Origin of the sequence: Corynebacterium sp. KPL2861 (assembly GCF_040225475.1) — a bacterium.
Taxonomy (GTDB): Bacteria; Actinomycetota; Actinomycetes; order Mycobacteriales; family Mycobacteriaceae; genus Corynebacterium.
In genome coordinates, this window is the sequence record NZ_JBEHFW010000010.1 from 1 (window position 1) to 18,301 (window position 18,301).

The 18,301-nt window shown below is 58.8% G+C and carries 15 protein-coding genes; 7 read left to right on the forward strand and 8 right to left on the reverse strand.

Going from position 1 to position 18,301, the window contains the following annotated elements:
* Positions 1-162 precede the first annotated feature (162 nt).
* Genes ABRP84_RS08825 through ABRP84_RS08840 form a run of 4 tightly spaced genes read right to left on the reverse strand, consistent with a single transcriptional unit; the run spans position 163 to position 4,129 of the window.
* Positions 163-537 carry a hypothetical protein gene (locus ABRP84_RS08825; protein WP_005276566.1) on the reverse strand — a complete coding sequence of 125 codons (375 nt, stop codon included), beginning with the start codon at positions 535-537 and terminating at the stop codon, positions 163-165.
* Positions 538-593: 56 nt separating this feature from the next.
* A complete protein-coding gene (locus tag ABRP84_RS08830) occupies positions 594-1,343 on the reverse strand; it encodes a succinate dehydrogenase/fumarate reductase iron-sulfur subunit (RefSeq protein ID WP_349853406.1) in 750 nt (249 codons plus the stop codon).
* Complete coding sequence (locus ABRP84_RS08835) at positions 1,343-3,358, reverse strand: fumarate reductase/succinate dehydrogenase flavoprotein subunit (RefSeq protein ID WP_349853407.1); 2,016 nt, start codon at positions 3,356-3,358, stop codon at positions 1,343-1,345. Before ABRP84_RS08835 ends, ABRP84_RS08830 begins: the two co-directional genes overlap by 1 nt.
* A gap of 15 nt (positions 3,359-3,373) precedes the next feature.
* Positions 3,374-4,129: a succinate dehydrogenase cytochrome b subunit gene (locus ABRP84_RS08840; RefSeq protein ID WP_023025066.1), complete on the reverse strand. Its 756-nt coding sequence runs from the start codon at positions 4,127-4,129 to the stop codon at positions 3,374-3,376.
* A gap of 372 nt (positions 4,130-4,501) precedes the next feature.
* On the opposite strand from ABRP84_RS08840, the gene ramB reads away from it, so the two are divergent.
* Complete coding sequence (gene ramB / locus ABRP84_RS08845) at positions 4,502-5,911, forward strand: acetate metabolism transcriptional regulator RamB (protein ID WP_349853409.1); 1,410 nt, start codon at positions 4,502-4,504, stop codon at positions 5,909-5,911.
* Between the two features lie 92 nt (positions 5,912-6,003).
* On the opposite strand, the gene lpdA is transcribed toward ramB, so the two are convergent.
* Complete coding sequence (lpdA, locus tag ABRP84_RS08850; protein WP_005276561.1) at positions 6,004-7,416, reverse strand: dihydrolipoyl dehydrogenase; 1,413 nt, start codon at positions 7,414-7,416, stop codon at positions 6,004-6,006.
* Positions 7,417-8,076: 660 nt separating this feature from the next.
* Here lpdA and ABRP84_RS08855 point away from each other — a divergent pair.
* The 6 genes from ABRP84_RS08855 to rfbA all read left to right on the forward strand — a co-directional run bounded on the left by ABRP84_RS08855 (position 8,077) and on the right by rfbA (position 15,608).
* Positions 8,077-9,156, forward strand: coding sequence for an alpha/beta hydrolase (locus tag ABRP84_RS08855; RefSeq protein WP_349853411.1), 1,080 nt, complete (start codon positions 8,077-8,079; stop codon positions 9,154-9,156).
* 39 nt (positions 9,157-9,195) lie between these two features.
* The gene (locus ABRP84_RS08860; RefSeq protein WP_349853413.1) at positions 9,196-10,521 is read left to right on the forward strand and encodes a M1 family metallopeptidase; all 1,326 of its coding nucleotides are present in this window, start codon (positions 9,196-9,198) and stop codon (positions 10,519-10,521) included.
* A gap of 153 nt (positions 10,522-10,674) precedes the next feature.
* A complete protein-coding gene (locus ABRP84_RS08865) occupies positions 10,675-12,231 on the forward strand; it encodes an HNH endonuclease signature motif containing protein (RefSeq protein ID WP_349853415.1) in 1,557 nt (518 codons plus the stop codon).
* Between the two features lie 133 nt (positions 12,232-12,364).
* Complete coding sequence (rfbB, locus tag ABRP84_RS08870; protein ID WP_349853417.1) at positions 12,365-13,369, forward strand: dTDP-glucose 4,6-dehydratase; 1,005 nt, start codon at positions 12,365-12,367, stop codon at positions 13,367-13,369.
* A gap of 2 nt (positions 13,370-13,371) precedes the next feature.
* A complete protein-coding gene (gene rfbD, locus ABRP84_RS08875) occupies positions 13,372-14,757 on the forward strand; it encodes a dTDP-4-dehydrorhamnose reductase (protein ID WP_349853418.1) in 1,386 nt (461 codons plus the stop codon).
* A 2-nt stretch (positions 14,758-14,759) separates the two neighbouring features.
* Positions 14,760-15,608, forward strand: a complete 849-nt coding sequence (gene rfbA, locus ABRP84_RS08880) for a glucose-1-phosphate thymidylyltransferase RfbA (protein ID WP_349853419.1) — start codon at positions 14,760-14,762, stop codon at positions 15,606-15,608.
* Here the strand turns inward: rfbA and ABRP84_RS08885 are convergent.
* From ABRP84_RS08885 to ABRP84_RS08895, 3 genes are read right to left on the reverse strand one after another with little or no spacing between them, the layout of a single operon-like run.
* On the reverse strand, positions 15,605-16,219 hold the full coding sequence (locus ABRP84_RS08885) for an MBL fold metallo-hydrolase (protein ID WP_298695095.1): 615 nt from the start codon (positions 16,217-16,219) through the stop codon (positions 15,605-15,607). The genes rfbA and ABRP84_RS08885 overlap by 4 nt on opposite strands.
* Positions 16,219-17,304, reverse strand: coding sequence for an S-(hydroxymethyl)mycothiol dehydrogenase (locus tag ABRP84_RS08890; protein WP_349853421.1), 1,086 nt, complete (start codon positions 17,302-17,304; stop codon positions 16,219-16,221). The genes ABRP84_RS08885 and ABRP84_RS08890 overlap by 1 nt, the downstream gene beginning before the upstream one ends.
* A 52-nt stretch (positions 17,305-17,356) precedes the next feature.
* Entirely contained in the window at positions 17,357-18,172 is an 816-nt protein-coding gene (locus tag ABRP84_RS08895) for a GDSL-type esterase/lipase family protein (protein WP_349853423.1), read from the reverse strand.
* Between the last annotated feature and the right edge of the window lie 129 nt (positions 18,173-18,301).

The following is an 18,301-nucleotide window of genomic DNA, read 5'->3' on the forward strand; positions in this document are numbered from 1 at the left end:
ACAAGCGCCCTGACACAAACCGGTAGTATCACACCAAAGTAACCATCATTGTTGCAACGACCCCTAGAATCCAAGCTCCCCGTCAAAACAGGAACAGCCCCGCCTCCTGGCATGTTCTCAATGCTATTGGAGGCGGGGCTGGAGGTGCTTTAAGAGCGAATACTAGTTAACTCGGCCGGTTTCCTTGCGGTACTGGCGGTAGTAGCGGCGTCCATAGTGAATGGTGCCGGCGGCGGCGATGGCCACCACAACCAGGGAAATGACGCCGATGGCGATGGTCAGGCCGTAGTTGCCTTCACCTGCGGTGCCCAGCGGGGTGTCCCACACGCCGAGGCCCCAGATGAGGATGCCGGCTGCCGGCAGGCAAGACAGGATCAAGCCCATGCCGACCCACGTGGAGGTGCGGAGAAGGGAAGAGTGAGGAGCTGCGAAGGATACTGGGTCGTAGCCTTCGATGTAGTTGTCCTGAATCTTGCCGGAGAACTCCGGATACGTTTCGCTCTGGTAGTCAGCAACTACGTGGGTGTTATCGCTCATGGCGGAGTCTTTCTGTCTTTCTCTCGTTCCTAGTATTCCTACGGAATAACTCTAGCTTAGTCGTCCTTGCCACGGAAAGCAGCACGTGCACGTTCGCGGGTAACGGCAGACACTGCGGTCAGTGGGACGCCAGCCGGGCAGACATCGGCGCACTCACCGTAGAGGGAGCAGTGGCCGAAGTTGGATTCCAAATCAGCAACCATGTTGCGGGCACGGCTGCCGCGCTCTTCCTTACCCAGCGGCATCATGGACAGGTGAACCAGCTTGGCACCGGTGAACAGGTGTGCCGCACCATTCGGGCAAGCAGCAACGCAGGCACCGCAACCAATGCAGGCTGCGTGGTCCAGCGAGTACTCGGCGGTCTCGTGGTTGATGTGCATGGTATCGGCATCCGGCGCGGTGCCAGCATCCATGGATACGTAACCACCCTGCTCCATCACGTGGTCCAATGCGGAGCGGTCAACCACCATGTCCTTGATGACGGGGTAAGCAGCGGAGCGGAATGGCTCCAGCTGGATGGTGTCGCCATCGTTGAAGTTGAACAGACGCTGCTGGCAGGCAGGGGTTTTTTGCCCTGGGCCGTGTGGGCGACCGTTGACGGTCAAACCACAGGTACCGCAGATGCCCTCGCGGCAGTCTGAGGCGAAGGCGAAGGGCTCTTCGCCGCGCTCAACATAGCCTTCGTTGACGTGGTCCAATAGCTCCAGAATGGACATCTGCTCGGAGGCATCATCCACCTGGACGGTTTCGAATTTACCTTCCTGGGTGGGTCCGGCTTGACGCCAGATCTCAAGTGTCAATTTCATTACTTGTAGTTCCTTGTCATCAGCGGGATCGAGTCAAAGTACAGGGGTTCTGCGTGGCGGATGAACTCGTTCTTGTTCTCGCCCGGCTCCCAGGCGGAAACGAAGCACCAGTTCTTATCGTCACGCTCGGCTTCGCCTTCTTCAGAAAGGTGATCTTCGCGGAAGTGAGCGCCACAGGACTCATCACGGTCGAGGGCATCGATGCACATGAGCTCGCCCAGGTCCAGGTAATCGGCAACGCGCAGGCCGTATTCCAGGACTTGGTTCATGTCATTCGCCTCACCAGGGATGCGAACGTTCTTCCAGAAGTCATCGCGCACCGCGCGGATCTTCTCGATGGTGTCCTTCAGGTCCTCGACGTTACGGGACACACCGCAGCCGAAGTACAGCAGGTCACCCAGCTGGCGGTGGTAGTGGGACGGACCGTGCGGGTCGTCGCCTTGGACCTGCATCAGCTTGTCGATACGCTCCTGGGACTTCTGCACGGCTTCCTGTGCCTCAGCGGAATCCTCGGCCAGCTTGTCCTCGTTGAGGTGGTCAGCCAAGTAGTTCGGGATGGTAAACGGCAGGGTGAACCAGCCATCAACAGAGGCCGAAAGCAGCGAGTTAGCGCCCAGGCGGTTAGCGCCGTGGTAGGTCCAAGAGCACTCACCGGCGGCAAACAGGCCGTCAATAGAGGTCATCTCGTTGAAGTCGGTCCACAGGCCACCCATGGTGAAGTGGCAGGTAGGAGCGATGCGCATGGGGGTCTCGTAGGCGGACTCACCAATGGCCTCTTCATACATCTGAATGAGGTTGGAGTAACGCTCGCGGATCTTGTCCTTGCCCAGACGCTCGATGGCATCGCGGAAGTCAAGGTAGACCGAGTTCTTCAGAGGTCCAACACCCAGGCCCTTGTTGATCTGCTGGGAAATTGCACGGGAGGCAACGTCGCGGGGAACCAGGTTACCGAAGGCCGGGTAGCGGCGCTCCAAGAAGTAGTCGCGCTCTTCCTCCGGAATGCTGTTCGGGTCGCGGTCATCGCCCTCTTTCTTGGGGGACCAGATGCGGCCATCGTTACGCAGGGACTCCGACATCAAAATGGTCTTGGACTGCCAGTCGGAGTTGACCGGCAGGCCCGTTGGGTGGAACTGCACGAACGCCGGGGAAGCCAGGTAAGCGCCCTTGTCATAAGCGCGCATCATGGCGCTGGCGTTGGAGTTCTTTGCCAGGGTGGACATGTGGTAAACGTTGCCGTAACCACCGGTACCCAGGATGACGGTGTGGCCGGTGAAGGCCTTGAGCTCACCGGTAATCAGGTTGCGGGTAACAATGCCGCCCGCGCGCTTCTTGCCGTTGTCATCGTAGGTGATGATGTCCTGCATATCGTTGTGGGCAAAAAGCTCCACATTGCCCAGGCCGATCTGACGGTACAGTGCCGAGGTCGTGGACAGCTGCAGCTGCTGACCTGTTTGGCCACGGGTGTAGTAGGTACGGGAGACCTGCACACCACCGAAGGAACGGGTGGCCAGGGTGCCGCCGTACTCACGGGCAAACGGGGCGCCGATGGCGTTCATGTGGTCGATAACGCGAACGGACTCGTTGGCCAGACGCCAGCAGTCGGACTCGCGGCAGCGGTAGTCGCCGCCCTTCACGGTGTCCTTGGTGTGGCGGTACGCGGAGTCGTTATCTACCTTCTTGGCGCGGGATGCGTTGACACCACCCTGCGCGGCAATGGAGTGCGCGCGGCGCGGGGAGTCGTGGTAGGTAAAGACCTTGACGCCGTAGCCTAATTCACCGAGAGCTGCCGCAGCAGCACCCGCGGACAAGCCGGTACCTACGACGAGGACCTCGAACTTGCGGCGGTTCAGTGGGGAGACCAGGTTCATGTGGTCAACGTGGTGAGACCACATATCCTTCATCGGCACGCCGTGCGGTTCCTGGGATTCCAGGATATTACCAGCGGAGACGCCCTCAACGATGGACTTTGGGTGCGAGAAGTTGGGGTGCTCACGCTTGAGTTCAGTAGTAGTCATGGGTTCCTATCTCCTTTAGCTGACCAAGCCCAGGGCAACGGACAAAGGCATAACGATGTTGCCGATGCATACAACGGCCGGGATGATGTACGCCAAGACCAAGAAGGTCTGACGCCATTTTGCACCGGTGATACCCAGGTCAGATGCGGCAAGGCGGATGCCGTGGGTTAGGTGCAGGAAGAGGCAGCACATTGCCAGCACGTAGAAGATGGTGACCGGCCAACGGCTAAAGGTTTCGATCATATTGGCCTTGACAGAACCTTCAACGAAGGCCTCTGGAGCCACTGGCTGTACGCCCAAGGTGAGGTCCAGCAGGTGGAAGATGATGAAGAGCAGCAGCACTACACCGGTAACCAGCATGGACTTGGTGGCGAAGGAATCCAGGCCACCCATCAGGTTGGTGCGCTTGAACTTGCCGCGGGATGCCTTGGAGCGGGAAGCCAAGGTAAACGCACCGTAGATGTGGGCAAGGATTGCCACGATCAGCACGATGCGGATGACCCACAGGGCAGAGCCGTGCGGCAGCAGCGGTTCACCCATAGAGCGCAGGAACTCGCCGTACTCATCCAGGGCGGGCTCACCGTTGTGTGCCGGCATGTACAGCTTCAGGTTGCCGGCCATGTGACCGACCACAAAAAGCGCAAAGAGCAAGCCGGTGACGGCCATGATGAGCTTCAGTACCCACGATGGCGTTCCAGGATTCTGACGAATTGGTTCATTAGTGATGTGGCCGTGAGCGATTGCCTCACGGTCCGGATTTCTTAAAGTCATGACACCTCCATAGTCATACTCACCTTAACCGGGCTTAACCGCTGGTTACTAGTTATTTTCGAGCGGTTATTTACTCCCGGTTCGCAAGCATGACTAGGCAGTGAGATCTTTTAGGTAAGGGTATCCTGATAAGAAGAATATGAAAACGCTGTCACCTTGGATGCCTTCATTTCCGCAATACAGATGTTTCGTATTTATGATCCAAACTGTGAGCTTCGCCACTCCGTGTTACGCGAGTGATTACCCCACCCCTTTATGTGTCAAACTTTCGCATGAAACCCCACAAACCCGGTGTCCAGGTAGCGAAGAGTCTTCACAAAATTTTCGCCATAAAGATGCACAGCCGCGCTCGCTACTAGTAACCTTTGGCGCATGAGTAAGACGTATGTGGGCTCTCGCCTTCGCCAGCTTCGCCGTGAACGCGATCTCAGCCAAGCCTCCCTAGCTGGCACCCTCGGCCTTTCCGCCAGTTACGTCAACCAGATTGAGCACGATGTCCGCCCGCTGACCGTGCCGGTGCTGCTGCGCATTACCGAGGTCTTTGGCGTCGACGCCACGTTTTTCTCCCGCGATGATGACTCCCGTCTCCTCGCGGAGATCCAGGACGTCATCCAAGACAAGGAGCTCTGCCCTTCCCCGGTGGAGCTTCAGGAGCTATCGGAGCTGGTATATAACCACCCCACCGTCGCCCGCACGCTCGTAGATGTACACCGCCGGTACCGCAATGTGCGCGATAAGCTGTCGCTGGCTACGGATACGAGGCGGACATCGGAAAGCGCCGCCGCCCTGTCCATGCCGCACGATGAGGTGCGCGACTTCTTTTATGCCCGGCAAAATTACCTGGACGGGTTGGACCATCACGCCGAGGATCTTGCAGGTGACCTCGGAGTCACACAGTTCGGCATTCGCGATACCGAGCAGGCGTTGGCGAACCGCCTGCGCGAGGAACACGGCGTAGAAATTCAGCTGACGGCGCAGATGGATGGCACATTGCACCGCTTTGATCGCGAGAGCGGGCAGTTCACGCTTGCCTCGCGCCTAAGTGAGGGCCAACGCGCCTTCCGCATGGCCGCCGAGCTCGGCCTCCTCGAGGCCCAAGAGCAAATCTCCGCGCTCGTGGCCGATGAGCCCTTTACCTCTGATTCCTCCCGCAGCCTGGCACAACGCGGGTTGGCCAGCTACTTCGCAGCCGCCACTCTCATGCCCTATGCCATGATGCACAGCGAGGCCGAGCGCGCCGGCTACGACGTGGAATACCTGTGCCAAGTCTTTGGCGTGGGATACGAGACGGTCGCCTCCCGGCTTTCCACCCTGCAGCGCGATAACCTCCGCGGCATTCCGTTTACCTTCGTGCGCGTGGATCGCGCAGGCAATATGTCCAAACGGCAATCCGCCACCGGCGTGCACTTTTCCAATAACGGCGGCACCTGCCCGCTGTGGAATGTCTACGAGACCTTCACCCGTCCAGGTGTCATCTCGCGCCAGCTCGCGCAGATGCCCGATGGCCGCAACTACCTGTGGATTTCCCGCGCCGTGCAGCACCATCAAGGCCGCTACGGCGATACCAATAAGCTCTTCGCCATTGGGCTGGGCTGCGAGGCCCGACACGCCGATCGCACGGTCTATGCGGAGGGCCTCGACCTCACCAATCTCCACGCCGCTACCCCCATCGGACCAGGGTGTCGCACCTGCGCCCGCGAAAACTGCTCGCAGCGTGCCTTCCCGCCCATCAACGAGGCGATCAATATCGATGTCCACCGCTCGGCGGTCGCGCCTTACTAGCTGGTCTTTTTAGCCGCGTATAGAGAAACGGCACCGCGGTCCTCCTTCTTGGAGAACGCTGCGGTGCCCTTATGCGGTGTAGGGACGCTTGTTTAGAGGTTGATCATGTGGCCGCTGATACCCTCGGCGGCTTCCTTCATGGCCTCAGACAAGGTCGGGTGGGTGTGCACGTTACGACCGATTTCTTCAGTGGTCAGGTCGAAACGCTGCGCCAAGGTCAGCTCTGGCAAGAGCTCCGACACGTTGGAGCCCACCATGTGCCCGCCGATGAGCTCGCCGAACTCGCCGTCAGCAATAAGCTTGACAAAGCCGGCGGTCTCATTCAGGCCGGCGGCCTTACCGTTTGCAGAGAACGGGAAGGTAGCAACCTTGATGTCCTTATCCGGGAACTTCTCCTTGGCTGCCTCTTCGGTGTAACCGAAGGATGCAACCTGCGGGTTGCAGAAGGTAGCGCGCGGCATGTTGTTGTAGTCACCCAAGAGTTGGGTTTCTGCATCAGCAATGGTTTCTGCCGCTACAACGCCCTGCGCCTCTGCCACGTGGGCCAGCTGCAGCTTCGCGGTGACGTCACCGATGGCGTAAATGTGGTCAACGTTGGTGCGCATCCGGTCATCGATGTCGATGGCACCGCGCTCAGTCAGCTCAACGCCGGTGTTCTCAAGGCCAAAGCCCTCAACGCGCGGGGCGAAGCCGATGGAGATCATGGCGCGGTCCACGGTCAAGGTGTCCTGCTTGGAGCCATCCTTGGATTCCACCTCAACGGTGACATCGTCGCCGTTGTCCTTCACAGAGGTGGTCTTGTAACCGGTCAGGAGCTTAACGCCAAGCTTCTTGTACTGCTTGGCAATCTCCTTGGATACGTCCTTGTCCTCGTTTGGCAGGACGCGGTCCATAAACTCCACGATGGTGACGTCCACACCGTAGTTGGCCAGCACGTAAGCAAACTCCATGCCGATGGCGCCGGCGCCCACGATGACCATGGACTTCGGTGCTTCCTCGTTCAGGATCTGCTCTTCATAGGAAACGATATTGCCGCCCAGCTCAACGCCAGGCAGGGACTTGACCACGGAACCGGTGGCGATGATGCAGTCATCGAAGGTAACGGTCTTACCTTCGTCATCGCCCTCAGTAATCTCAATGGTCTTATCGTCCTTGAAGGAACCCAGACCGTTGATCTCGGTGATCTTGTTCTTCTTCATCAAGTAGTGAACGCCCTTGACGATGCCCGAAGAAACCTTGCGGGAACGCTTGTGGGCTACACCGAAATCAAAGGAAACATCGCCGGAGATGCCAAAAGCCTTCGCCTCGTGGTTGAAGGTGTGGGCAACCTCTGCATTCTTCAGCAGCGACTTGGAGGGAATACAGCCTACGTTGAGGCAGACTCCGCCCCAGTACTGCTTTTCAATAACAGCGACTTTCTTTCCAAGCTGAGCTGCGCGGATGGCGGCAACATAGCCGCCAGGGCCCGCACCGAGTACTACTACGTCATAATGTTCGTTAGTCACGCCCTACAGGATACGTAACTTTGTCCTCAATGTCGCGTAATTGGTCACACTTGGGGGCACCTCACCCCAAGCCGCGGTGAGGATAGGGAAAGGGCCCTGCAAGGGGGGGGCATCGGCAAGCAGCAGATGCACCCCGCAGGGCCCTTAAGCAACCGTGGACTTAAATCACGCCCAAGGATGCTAGCAGCTTGGAATATGCATCCATTGCAGAGTGGATGAATGGCCCAATGAATTCATTGAAGGACACGAGGGCGGAATCAAAAAGGTTCATTGAAGTTCTTTCTCTTGATGGGGCGCGAGTACACAAACTCGCTGCTTAGCTTTTCACACTAAAAGCACTAACGCAGCCGTTACTGATGTTATTACAGGTGTGTTATTACAGGTACCAACCGCGTCACGCCGTGCTTCACTGGGAAATTATGACATAGAAACCTCAGTTGTCCCAGCGTTACTTATCATTGATAGCAGAAAAGGCAATGAAGGTATGCCTACCCCCGCTACTCCCCCACATCAGTGAAAGTCTTTACCGGCAGGCGTTTATTGGGCACTATTAATGGTTAGGTCTACATGTAGGAATACTAAATATACTTCCCTCAACATGCCGATTTTTCGCGGCCGAAGTATAGTTATCGAGTCCACTCCCCACTGGAAAGAAGCACCATGAAGCGTCTTAATTCTATCCTCGCGGCAGCTGCGGTTTGCACGGGCTTAGCTTATGCTCCCGTGGCGGGCGCAGCCGAGCTCACCCCGCAGCAGGTAGCGGGCGATGCCGCACAGTCCACGATTTCCCCGCTGGAACCTACCCCGGAGATCGAGGGTAAGTCCTGGTACAAGAAGTACAAAGACGATAAGCGCGTTGAAAAGCTCGAGGCAACCTCGCCGGCAATGAATGACCGGAAGATTCCACTAGCCGTCATCCGCGCCAAGAGCGAAAACCGCCCAACCATTTACCTGCTCAATGGCGCAGGCGGGGCAGAACAAGACATGGATTGGCTGAAGCTATCTGATGCCGTTGACTTCTACCACGAAAAGGACATCAACGTCGTCGTCCCACAGGCCGGTGCGTTCTCCTACTACACCGACTGGATCTCTGAGCCGAATTCAGAATTCCTGCAGGGACCGCAAAAATGGGAAACCTTCCTTACCAAGGAGCTGCCGGGCGCCATTGAAAAGCACATCAACGCGGATAATCACCGCGCCATCGCCGGCATGTCCATGTCCGCCACCTCTTCCTTGCTGCTAGCTCAGCACAACCAGGGCTTCTACGATGCAGTGGGCTCATACGCCGGTTGTGCCGCTACCGCTTACCCGCTGGAGCGCCAGGCCGTAGAGCTGACCGTCAACCGCGGCGGCGGCAGCGTGGACCAGATGTGGGGTCCGTACGGCTCTGAGACCAACCGTTACAACGACGCCATGATGAACGCCGATAAGCTGCACGGTACCGAGCTATACATTTCTTCCGGTTCTGGCCTAGCAAGCGAAGAGGACACTTATAGCTACCTGCGCTCTATGGGTCTGAACCAAGAGGAAGCAGTACGCGGATCCTCCACCCTGCAGGTTGAGGGCGGCGGCATCGAAGCTGGAGTGAACTACTGCACCCACAACTTTAAGGCCAAGCTTGACCAGGCCGGAGTGCCAGCTACCTACAACTTCCGCAATACCGGAACCCACTCGTGGCCGCATTGGAAAGAGGATCTGAAGGATTCTTGGCCAGTATTCGAGCGGGCATTCAATAGCTAAATTTCGGCTGCGCGTGACGGGCGGTAGGATCGCAATATTATGACATTGCTTCCTACCGCCTTTTCGCGTGCGCATACTGATCCCTATACCGGCGTGGACTTCAACCTTGGTTTTGAAGTCACTCACTACACGCTGGACTTAAACTACCGTGTGGAGCCTAACCTGCTGCAGGGTGAGGCCATTTTAAGCGTGCGCGCGGTGGAAGAGCTGACCTCCTTAACTTTGGACCTCGGCGGGGCGATGGTGGCCCGGCGCGTGACCGCCAAGCATGCCCCGCGGGTGGCTAAGTTCCGCCAATCTTCTGGGAAGCTGCGTCTGCGTTTTGCAGCCGAGATCCCTGCCGGGACTGAGTTTGAGCTGCACATTCGCTACGGCGGCAGCCCGCGCCCCATCCGTACCACATGGGGCGAAATTGGCTGGGAGGAAACCGAATCCGGCTCGTTGGTGGCCAGCCAGCCTAATGGCGCACCCAGCTGGTTCCCGTGCGATGACACGCCTTCAGAAAAGGCACCGTATGACATCATCATCACCGCCGATAGCCCCTTTACCGTCATTTCCAATGGCGAGTTGGTCTCCCGCAAGGCCGGCGGTTCCACCACCCGGTGGCACTACCGCACTCGCCACCCCATGGCCACATACCTGGCAACGGTACAGGTAGGCGAGTTCTCTTCTTATTCGCTGGGGGCTGATACCCAGGCGTGGGCGCCGGCGTTCTTGCGCGAGCGCGTACGCGAAGAGTTTTCCCGGCAGCAGGAGATGGTGGATTTCTTCTCCTCTATCTACGGGCCTTATCCCTTCCCCACCTATCAGGTCGTCATTACCGAGGATGAGCTGGAGATTCCCCTCGAGGCCCAAGGCCTGTCCATTTTTGGTTCCAACCACGTGAAGGGCGATCACGCCTTCGAGCGGCTCATCGCACACGAGCTTTCCCACCAATGGTTTGGCAATTCCGTCGGTCTTTCTGAATGGAAAGATATCTGGCTCAATGAGGGTTTTGCCTGCTACAGCGAGTGGTTGTGGGGTGAGCACAAGGGTGGCGCGTCCGCGCGCGAGGCGGCGCGCTCGCATTACCAGGTCCTGACGCGCAAGCGCCAAGACATCAAGGTTTCTGATCCAGGCGCGCGCGATATGTTCGATGACCGCGTGTATAAGCGCGGCGCCCTCGCGGTGCACGCCATTCACCGGCTGCTTGCCGATGCCTTCTTCCCCACCCTTTCCTCCTATCTCACCCAACATCAGCACTCCGTGGTCGAGCCCTCCGATCTCCTCTCCGCCTTCCGGGAGGCTGCGCCGGACGCCGCTCTTTTCGATGCCACCATTGCCGCATGGCTCGATGAAACCGCGTTGCCCAAGTTTCCGGACTAGTGGGTTTGGGCGCTGATTGCCGTGGTTTTGTTTGTGGGCGGGTCCGTTCGATTGGGGAATGTATAGTCTATTGACCAATTCTTTTCTTGCGGTTGCGCTGGTGTTTTATTGGATTACAATAGAAAATGAAAGCGAAACAGGAAGGAGGGAACCATGGAAACTGTCAAGCATGCGGAAATCAATACAGCCATTTCAGATGTGGCTGCGGGGCTTACGCGTCTTCGCAACCTTATGCAGAATCCGGACGATCTCTCCTTCGAATTACTCCACCCCAACTTCGAGCATTTAGAACGGGCGCTGGGCAATAAATCCACCATCGATGCTGCCTTTGCCTTTATTGCAGAGCGCGATGATGCCGGCAGGCGGGTCGGCTCCTCTAAGGCTAAAGACTACTTAGTCGCCCGTCTTGGCCTCACGGAGTCCGAGGCCGTCGCACGCCTGCGCAATGGCAAGAACCTCTTTGCGCCCATCGAGGATCCGGAACCTACTCCCCCGCCAACAGACGACGAGCCGGATGCAGCCGCGCAAAAGAAAGCCGAAGAGGAGGCGCGCCGCCGTGCCGAACGTGAGCGCCGCGCGGAAGAAGAGCGCCGCAAGAAGCTCTTCGAGGAAGACCCCATCCCAGAGCGCGTCCTCAACCTCATTGAACGGGAGCTGCGCAACCTCAATAAGTTCGCGGTTCCTGGGCCACGGGAGCTACGCAATAAGGCCTTAGAAGAGGCTAAACGCCGCTCCTATGAGTCCCTGCGCGATTGGCTACGGCAGGCTATCCGCAAGGCAAATAAGCATGCCGTCGATCCCTCTGGGAAGCGCGACCCACACGCGGCCACCCGCAAGCGCCGCTTCAGCATTTCTAACCAAGATGCAGACGGTGGCGTGCACATCTCCGGTTACCTCGATGCCTCCGCCGCCGCTGTCTTGGCCAGCGCTTTCGCCCCTGCCAAGAATAAGGGCAGCGAAAGCCTGAGCCCCGAAGACGATACGCGCACCTATGCCCAGCGCATGGCAGATCAGTTGACAGCGGCGCTGGGGAGCTACTTGTCCGCAGGCCAAAAGAAATCGGACGGTCTCGGTTCCTTCTTCGTCGCCACCACTCTTGAAGAGCTACAAGCGATGAGCAGCGATACTCGCTTCACCACGAGCGTGGGAATCGACCTATCCCCGCTCGATCTTCTCCGCCTAGGCGCTGCGCAGCACGACTTTTTCTGCGCCGTTGATGACAAAGGCTTCCCGCTCGAGCTCGGGCGCACCAAGCGCACCGCGTCGCTGTGGCAAAAGCTGGCGCTTGCCGCCAGTGAAATCGTGTGCACCCACCCGGACTGCAACCGGCCGTGGCAAGACTGCGATGTCCACCACCTGCAGGCATGGTCCCACGGGGGAGCTACAGACCTCCGGAACCTCACCCTGCTCTGCCGTCGGCACCACGTGGACAATAACGATAACCGCGATGGCCACAATGGCATGGGGCATGCGGAAAGAGACCCGGAAACGGGACGCGTGGGCTACCGCTCAGCGCATACCGGCGGGCTTTCGCCCTCGGTGGAGCTCAATAACTCCCCCGCTGCAGAGCAAGCCCCGGCGCGCAAGCTCGCCGACCCACCTGCTCAGCCTCATGAACCGGTGGATTCACCACCCGGTTCCCCGGCCGAATCGCCACAAGCTTCAGGGACGGACTCACCATCTTCTCCGCCGCCTCCCGGTGCAGCGTGAGCTGCCCTACTATCCACCCGCGACCGTGCCTTCAGGCCGTACGATCATGCCGTACGGCCTAGAAGTGCGTGTACAAGCGTTTTGGGGCTGTCCACGCGCAGCGCTTATGCGGACTGCCCTACACTGGAGACTCATGCACACCATGCTCGTTACTGGCGGCGCCGGCTTCATCGGCGCCAATTTCGTGCGCCTCATGGCCAAGGTGCGCCCAGATACCCGCATCACAGTCTTGGATAAGCTGACCTACGCCGGCAACCGGGATAACCTTGCGGGGCTCGATGTGGAATTAGTGGAGGGCGATATCGCGGACGCTACGGTGGTGAATCCGCTCGTCGCCAAGGCGGATATCGTCGTGCACTTCGCCGCCGAATCCCATAATGATAATTCCCTGCGGGATCCGTCCCCGTTTATCCACACCAATGTGGTGGGCACCTATACCCTTCTAGAGGCGTGCCGGACAAACGATGTCCGCTTTCACCACGTTTCTACCGATGAGGTATTCGGGGACTTAGAAGTTGCGGCGGATACCAAGTTCACGGAGGATACCGCATACGCGCCCTCCAGCCCTTATTCGGCTACCAAGGCGAGCTCCGATCACCTCGTGCGGGCATGGGTCCGATCCTTTGGCCTGCGCGCCACCATTTCCAATTGCTCAAATAATTACGGGCCATACCAACACATCGAAAAGTTCATCCCGCGCCAAATCACCAATATCCTCTCCGGGCATACCCCCAAGCTCTACGGCACGGGCGAGCAGGTTCGAGACTGGATCCACGTCGACGATCACAACGCGGCGGTGCTAAAAATCATCGAGGAAGGGCGGATAGGCGAAACGTATAATATCGGCGCTGACCAGCCGGACATCGATAATAAGCGCATCATCGAGATAATCTGCGAACTCATGGGCCACACCCAGGAAGGTCGAGCCCTGTACGAGCACGTGGCGGACCGGCCCGGCCATGACCAACGCTATGCCATGGATGCCTCCAAGCTGCGCCGCGAATTGGATTGGCATCCCCGCTATACCGATATCCGGGCGGGACTGGAAGATGCCATCGCCTGGTATCGCGATAACGAAACGTGGTGGCGCTCCCAAAAGGAATCTGTAGAAGCCCGCTATAAAGAGCAAGGACAGTAATTATGCAGGTACACAACACCGCCATTAAAGGCCTACTCATCATTGAGCTAGACGTGCACGGGGATAACCGCGGCTGGTTCAAGGAAAACTGGCAGCGCGAAAAACTTAGCGAGGCCGCGCCAGATCTGGCTTCGTTCCAGCCGGTGCAAAATAATATTTCTTATAACCGCACTGGTGCCACGCGAGGGCTACACGCCGAGCCCTGGGACAAGCTCGTCTCCGTCGCGCACGGCAAGATCTTTGGCGCGTGGTGCGATCTGCGGGAAGGATCCGAAACTTTCGGGGAAATCGTCACCCATGAAGTGGGGCCGGAGACCGCCGTATTTGTACCGCGCGGGGTTGCCAATGGCTTTCAAGCGCTCGAGGAAACTTCCTACTCCTACCTGGTTAACGAGCACTGGTCCCCCGATGCTCGCTATACCGGAATCAACCTCGACGCCGTGGAGTGGCCCCTCGAACCACGCGAGGTATCAGAAAAGGATAAGCGCCTGCCGGCGCTTGCAGATGTAGAGCCCATGCCTCCCCGCACAATCCTCGTTACCGGTGCGAATGGTCAGCTCGGCAGGGCGCTGAAGCGGGTTCTCAAGAATGCCGAGTTCTGCACCCATACGGAGTTCGACATCACCAATCCCCCGCAGCGCCAGTGGAAGCAATACGAGGCCATCATCAACTGCGCCGCCTACAACGACGTCAATGGCGCCGAGGACGATCGCGCCGCCGCCTGGGCCGTCAACGCCGAAGCCCCGGCGAAGCTCGCCCGCATCGCTGCCGAAAACCAGCTGGCCTTCGTGCACGTATCCAGCGACTACATCTTCGATGGATCCAAGGAGCTGCACACCGAAGACGAGATCCCCTCGCCCCTTTCCGCCTACGGAGCGTCGAAGGCCGCTGGCGAAACCGCCGCGCAAACCGCACCGCAGCATTATGTTGTGCGCACCTCGTGGGTATTTGGCGATGGCCCGAACTTCATCGCCACCATGCGCCGCCTCGCCGAAGCGGATAAGGAGCCGAAGGTCATCCATGACCAGCGCGGGCGCCCCACCTTTGCCGAGGATTTGGCGAAGGGCATCGCGCATCTCTTGTGCACCCGCCCCGAGTACGGGATTTATAATATCTCCAACTCCGGCGATACCGTCGGGCGCGATGAAATGGCGATGTCCGTATTCATCGGCTTAGGCCACGACCCATCAGAGGTCACGCCGGTAAGCACCGAACAGTATCGGGAAATCGCCGGACCCGAGGCACCACGGCCCAAAGAATCGACGCTTGCCCTAGATAAAATCGAAGCCACGGGCTTTTCCCCGCAGAATTGGCGGGCCGCCCTCGCCTTGTACCTCGCGCTGTACCCTAGCGTACCTGGCGAGCCCAGCAAGGCCAGCGAGGAGTAGCGATGAAAGGCATAATCCTTGCCGGCGGATCCGGTACGCGGCTTTATCCCATCACTAAGGGCATCTCTAAGCAGCTCATGCCCATCTATGACAAACCGATGATCTACTACCCGTTGACCACGCTCATCCAAGCGGGCATTCGGGAGATCCTCATCATTACCACCCCAGAGGACGCTGGGGCGTTTCAACGGCTCTTCGGGGATGGTTCCCAACTCGGGTTGATGATCGATTACGCCATCCAGCCCCGCCCAGAAGGATTGGCGCAGGCCTTTTTGATTGGGGAGGATTTCATTGGTGATGATAGCGTTGCGCTGGTCCTCGGCGATAATATCTTCCACGGCTTTGGCGGGGAGCTAAGCCAGTGCCGCAATCCAGAAGGCGGCATCATCTTTGCCTATGAGGTATCGGATCCACAGCGCTACGGAGTCGTGGAATTCGACCAGGCCGGTCAAGCACTGAGCATCGAAGAAAAGCCGGAGGAACCGCGGTCTAATCACGCCGTCGTCGGGCTGTATTTCTACGATAATTCTGTCATCGATATCGCTAAGTCCATTACGCCTAGCGATCGCGGGGAGCTCGAGATTACCTCCATTAACGAGGCCTACCTGCGCCGCGGCGCGCTGAGCGTGCAGCGCCTCCACCGCGGTAGTGTTTGGCTGGATACCGGCACCGTCGATTCCATGAGCGAGGCCGCCGCCTATGTAGAGGTGATGCAAAAAAGGACGGGCATCGTCATCGGTTCCCCCGAAGTGGCAGCCTATGAAGCCGGATTCATCTCCCAGGCGGAGCTGGAAGCGCTAGCCCAGCCCCTCCTCAAATCCGGCTACGGGGAGTACTTGCGCGATTATTAGTAGCCGCGCTCGATGTACTCGTCGATGCGCGCCGCTTCCGCACCCACCGTCGTGGCATCGCCGTGGCCCGGCAAGACCTTCGTGTCATCCGGCAGGTTGAAGACGACGTTGCGCAGGGATTCGATGATGACATCGAAGTCCGAGTACTTGCGCCCCGTCGCGCCAGGGCCGCCGTTGAACAGGGTATCGCCAGACAGCAGCGTGCCATCGACGTAGAGGACGACGCAGCCCGGCGAGTGGCCCGGGGTGTGGTAGACGGTGATCTTCTCGCCGTTGATGTCGAACTGACCGTTATCGGCTAGGTCGATGTAGTGGGCATCGCCATTCGCCTCTCGCCAGAGCATGTCATCGTCCGGGTGCATGTAGACATCCGTGTCGAAGCGCTTCGCCGCCTCCGGCGCGAGTTCGCAGTGATCGTTGTGGCCATGGGTCAAGATGATGCCCTCGACCTTGCGATCGCCCACCAGCTCTGCCACGGCATCGAGATCGTGGGAGGGGTCGACGATGTAGACGCTGGAGGCATCGCCAAGTACGTAGACGTTATTGTCCACGTCCCATTCGCCGCCATCCAGGCGGAACTTGCCAGAAGTTACCGTGCTGTCAATCTGCATTAAAATTCCACCACCGAACGCAGTACCTTGCCGTCCTTCATAGTTTGGAAGGCAGACTCGACATCGTCAAGCGCGATGCGCTCAGAAACGAACTTATCCAGCGGGAAGTTGCCGGCCTTGTGCAGGGCAACGTATGCGGGGAAATCGCGCTCCGGCAAGCAATCGCCGTACCAAGCCGGCTTGATGGAACCGCCGCGGCCGTAAAGATCGATGGCCGGGATGTCCACATGATCGGTCAGGTTAGGCACGCCCACCATCACCATGCGGCCGGCGTGATCGCGGGAGTAGAAGGCCTGGCGCCACGTCGGCTGGATGCCCACCGCGTCAATGGAAACGTCCGTGCCGAAGCCGCCGGTGAGATCGCGCACCGCATCGATGACCTCCTGCTCCGACATGCCCTTCGAGCAAATGGTGTCGGTGGCGCCGAACTCGCGCGCGGTCTCCAGCTTGGACTCGTCAATGTCTACGGCGATGATCTTCGCCGCGCCCGCCAGCTTCGCACCGGCAATCGCCGCCACGCCGACGCCGCCGCAGCCGAAGATGGCTACGGACTCGCCCAGCTGGATATCGCCGGTATTAACGGATGCGCCGAGGCCGGCCATGATGCCGCAGCCCAGTAGGCCGGCAGCTGCGGGGTCCATGTCATCGACCTTAGTGCACTGGCCCTCGTGGACCAGGGTTTTCTCTGCGAAGGAACCGATGCCCAGCGCAGGGGTGAGCTTGGTTCCGTCCTCCAAGGTCATGGCCTTCGAAGCGTTGTGGGTATTAAAGCAGTACTTGGGCTCGCCCTTCTTGCAAGCGCGGCACTCGCCGCACACTGCGCGCCAGTTCAGGACGACGAAATCGCCCTCCTCCACGTGGGTGACCGCAGAACCTACGGTCTCCACCACGCCTGCCGCCTCGTGGCCCAGCAGGAAGGGGAAGGCATCCTCGATGTCACCATCGCGGTAGGCCAAGTCGGTGTGGCATACACCGCAGGCCTGTACCCGCACGATGACGTCATTGGGGCCGGGATCGGGAACAACGATATTTACGGTCTCAACTTCCGCGCCCTTAGAGCGGGCAATAACAGCTTTTACAGTCATGTCCACAACCATACCTACATTTTCAATATAGCCGCGGTAATGAAAATGGTTGCTAGGAAGCGGCAATGACGTTGGCCGCGTGCTCGTGGCCGCGCTGGTTCATGTGAATAGGCAGGTTGCCGGGACCCGCCGTAAAGTCCACGAGACCTGCCCACATACGGTCATTCGCATTAGCGCACATGCCGTTATTGCGGGTCGAGGGCTTCATATCCAAGAATTGCACGCCGGTGCGCGCCGCCAAATCAACCTGCATCCACTGCGCCTTATTCTCGTAGTCCTGGGCCATGGGCAGGAAGGTCGAATCCAGCGGCGTCGGACCAACGTGAATGAGGCAATAGTGCGACCCCGAACCGATGGTGGGGTAGCCCACGATCTGGATGCGGGCATTCGGCGCGGCGCGCTTAATCCGCTCAACCTGCGGGGCGGTGCGATCCGTAAATTCCTGACGGATCTGCGTCATGTTCAAATCAGGGTGGTTATAGGTGTCATTAAAACCGGTGGTAATCAGCACGCGCGCCGTATCCGGGGTCAGCGCGCCAGATCCGATGGCGGCATCCACCTGCTGCCAGATCTGCGGGCCGTTGGACATCGACACCGCACCAGCGCAGGAGAAATCGCGCACCGGCAGGCCAATCTTGGCACCGGTGCGCTTCGCATAGTTGAAGGAAGTGGGGCAGTTCTCCCCGATCACCCGGGAGGGATTGAAGCGGTCCGCCAAGTATTCCCCGCCATTCGGATCCGCCATGACCGAGTCACCGAAGGAGACGAGATTGCGTTCTGCCGCGCTAGCCTGCGGCGCGGCCACCGCACCTACCACCGCGATCGCGGAAGCTACGACCGAAAATGCTTTGAGTTTTATGGATTTCATCGAGAGACCTTTTCTTCACACGTCGTCACTTAAGTGTATATTAGTCACTCTAGTAACATTTTTCGAGTTAAAAGCAACACGATCTTTTCTTCTGACGATATCGTTTGTAGTTATATTTTCGTTATCTTC